The following is a 2,961-nucleotide window of genomic DNA, read 5'->3' on the forward strand; positions in this document are numbered from 1 at the left end:
CTCGCCTTCACCCGGACGCTGCCCGGGGTCGATCAGGACCGCGTCATCGCGTGGGGCACGTCCTTCTCCGGAGGGCACGTCCTCACCCTCGCCGGCACGGGGGAGCGACTCGCGGGCGTCGTCGCCCAGGTCCCGCACGTCAGCGGCCCGGCCGCGGTCCGGGCGACGGGCCTCGCCGCGGCACTCCGACTCACCCCGGCCATCCTCGACGACCTGTGGCGCTCGGTGCGGCGTCGGGAACCGCGGTACGTGCCCCTGGTCGGACGACCGGGGGACGCGGCAGTCATGACGAGCCCGGACGCCGATCCCGCGGTGGACCGACTGGCGGCCGACTCGGGACTCCGCCGCAGCGACTTCCCCGACGACGTCGCGGCACGGATCCTGGTCCGGATCGGCTTCTACTCGCCGATGCGTCACGCGCGGCGGATCACCTGCCCCGCGCTGGTGCAGATCGCCACCCGGGACGCCATCACCCCCGCGGCGACCGCGCGTCGGGCCGCGGAGCGGATTCCGCGTGGACGGCACCTGGAGTACCCGTGCGAACACTTCGACCCCTACGTCGACCCGCACTTCGAGCGCATCGTCGCCGACCAGCTGGAGTTCTGCCTCTCGCTGGCGGGTCCGGCCGTCTGAGCAGTCCGACGCGGTCCCGGTCCACGCCCTCGGAAAGCCACCCGGACCGTCCCGCCTAGACTGGGCGGCATGTCGTACCAGCCGCTCATCGCGCCGTCGATCCTGTCCGCCGACTTCGCCCGCCTGGACCGGGAGATCGAGCGGATCCCCGCCGCGGACTGGATCCACGTCGACGTGATGGACGGTCACTTCGTCCCCAACCTGTCCTTCGGCGCACCCGTGGCGGCGGCGGTCGGCAAGGTCACGGACAAGCCGATGGACTGCCACCTGATGATCGAGGACCCGGCACGGTGGGTGGGCGACTACGTGGACGCCGGCGCGTTCAACGTCACCTTCCACGTGGAGGCCACCGACGATCCGAAGGGCGTCGCCGACCTGCTGCACGCCAGGGGGTGCAAGGCGGGGATCTCGATCAAGCCCGGCACGCCCGTGGAGCCGTACCTCGCCCTGCTCGACCACGTGGACCTGGTCCTGGTGATGAGCGTGGAACCCGGCTTCGGCGGCCAGTCGTTCATGCCGGAGGTACTCGACAAGGTCCGCACGTTGCGGGCCGAGATCGACCGACGCGGACTCGACGTCCTGATCCAGATCGACGGCGGCATCGACGCCCGCACGATCGGCGAGTCCGCCGCGGCCGGTTGCGACGTCTTCGTCGCTGGATCCGCCGTCTACGGGGCGCCCGACCCGGACGCCATGATCGAGACCCTGCGCGCGGGGGCCGCGGACGCACGGGTATGACCGGGACCGGTCCGGACGTCCGACGGGCCCGGGAACGCGACGCCCTCGCCGAGGCGACGGCGCTCTCGGCGTCCGCGCTCGGGGTGTCCACGCCCAATCCGCCGGTCGGCGCCGTGGTGCTGGACAGCGCGGGCGAGGTGGTGGGCCGCGGCGCCACGGAGACCCCGGGGGGCCGCCACGCCGAGGTCGTCGCGCTGGACCGGGCGGGGGAGCGCAGCCGCGGGGGGACGCTGCTGGTGACGCTCGAACCGTGCGACCACCACGGCCGGACCGGCCCCTGCACGGCGCGCGCGCTCGCCGCGGGTGTCGCGAGGGTGGTCTACGCGGTGGGGGACCCGAATCCCGTGGCCGCCGGGGGCGCCGAGACGCTGCGGCGGGCGGGGGTGGAGGTGATCCCGGCCGACGACGACGAGGTGGCCGCCGCGCAGGACGGCCCGCTGCGGGCGTGGCTTCACCGTCAACGCGTGGGCCGACCACTGGTCACCTGGAAGTACGCGGCCACCCTGGACGGCCGGGTGGCGGCGGCCGACGGCACGAGTCGATGGATCACCGGCCCCGCCTCACGGCGTCACGTCCACGGCCGGCGGCAGGAGGTCGACGCCCTCGTCGTCGGCACGGGGACCCTGCGCGCCGACGACCCGTCCCTCACCGCCCGCCTGGACGACGGGACCCCCGCCCCGCGGCAACCCCTCCGGGCGGTGATGGGGCTGACCGACGTGCCGGCGGACGCCGCCGTCCGCGGCACCGACGGCCGCTTCCGGCACCTGGCCACCCGCGACCCCGCCGCCGCGCTCGACCTGCTCGGCGACGTCCACCATGTCCTGATCGAGGGCGGCCCCCGGCTGGCCGGCGCGTTCCTCGCCGCCGACCTGGTCGACGAGGTCGAGGCCTACCTCGCCCCGCTGGTGCTGGGCGCCGGGCGGTCCGCCGTGGAGGGGGCCGGCGTCAGTACCCTCGCCGGGGCCCACGCCTTCGAGGTCCGCGAGACCGCCCACCTGGGGTCCGACATCTACCTACGCCTGACCGCGCGCACCACATGACCGCGCGGACTACATTTCCGCACTGACGAGAGGACGCCACTGATGTTCACCGGAATCGTCGAGGAGCTCGGAGCCCTCGACTCGATCCACAGGGACGGGGACTCCGCGCGCCTGCGGATCCGCGGCCCGCTGGTCACCTCCGACGCGGGCCACGGGGACTCGATCTCCGTCAACGGCGTGTGTCTGACCGTCACCAGCATCGAGCCGGGCGAGTACTTCGACGCCGACGTCATGGCCGAGACCCTCGATCGCACCGCGCTGGGGGCGCTGGGCCCGGCGGACCCGGTGAACCTCGAGCGCGCCATGCGGGCCGACGCGCGGTTCGGCGGGCACATCGTCCAGGGTCACGTCGACGGCACCGGCGCGATCCTCAGCCGCACCGAGCACGAGCACTGGCAGGTCGTCCGGGTCTCGCTGCCGGCCGAGTTGAGCCGCTACGTGGTGGAGAAGGGCTCGATCACGGTGTCCGGCACCTCCCTGACCGTGTCCGCGGTGAGCGAGCCCGAGGCGGTGGATCCGTGGTTCGAGGTCTCGCTCATCCCCACCACCC

Annotated in this window: 4 protein-coding genes; all 4 read left to right on the top strand. The window is 74.0% G+C overall.

The window, feature by feature from the left end; translation table 11 throughout:
• Window positions 1–633 (top strand): alpha/beta hydrolase (locus tag B4M60_RS15180; protein WP_291085949.1); only part of this gene is annotated, 633 nt, incomplete at its 5' end.
• Window positions 634–702: 69 nt separating this feature from the next.
• Window positions 703–1,371 (top strand): ribulose-phosphate 3-epimerase, encoded by a 669-nt coding sequence (gene rpe / locus B4M60_RS15185; protein ID WP_291085952.1) that lies wholly within the window; start codon window positions 703–705, stop codon window positions 1,369–1,371.
• Window positions 1,368–2,411: a bifunctional diaminohydroxyphosphoribosylaminopyrimidine deaminase/5-amino-6-(5-phosphoribosylamino)uracil reductase RibD gene (ribD, locus tag B4M60_RS15190; RefSeq protein ID WP_291085955.1), complete on the top strand. Its 1,044-nt coding sequence runs from the start codon at window positions 1,368–1,370 to the stop codon at window positions 2,409–2,411. Before rpe ends, ribD begins: the two co-directional genes overlap by 4 nt.
• A gap of 42 nt (window positions 2,412–2,453) precedes the next feature.
• Window positions 2,454–2,961: riboflavin synthase (locus tag B4M60_RS15195; RefSeq protein WP_291085959.1), on the top strand; the 508-nt coding region annotated here is incomplete at its 3' end.

This window comes from Dietzia sp. UBA5065 (assembly GCA_002415925.1).
In the GTDB taxonomy this organism is placed as follows: domain Bacteria; phylum Actinomycetota; class Actinomycetes; order Mycobacteriales; family Mycobacteriaceae; genus Dietzia.

Excerpts from the sequence above, each read along its gene's own strand:
- rpe (WP_291085952.1), top strand. The coding sequence starts at position 703 with ATGTCGTACCAGCCGCTCATCGCGCCGTCGATCCTGTCCGCCGACTTC.
- ribD (WP_291085955.1), top strand. The coding sequence starts at position 1,368 with ATGACCGGGACCGGTCCGGACGTCCGACGGGCCCGGGAACGCGACGCC.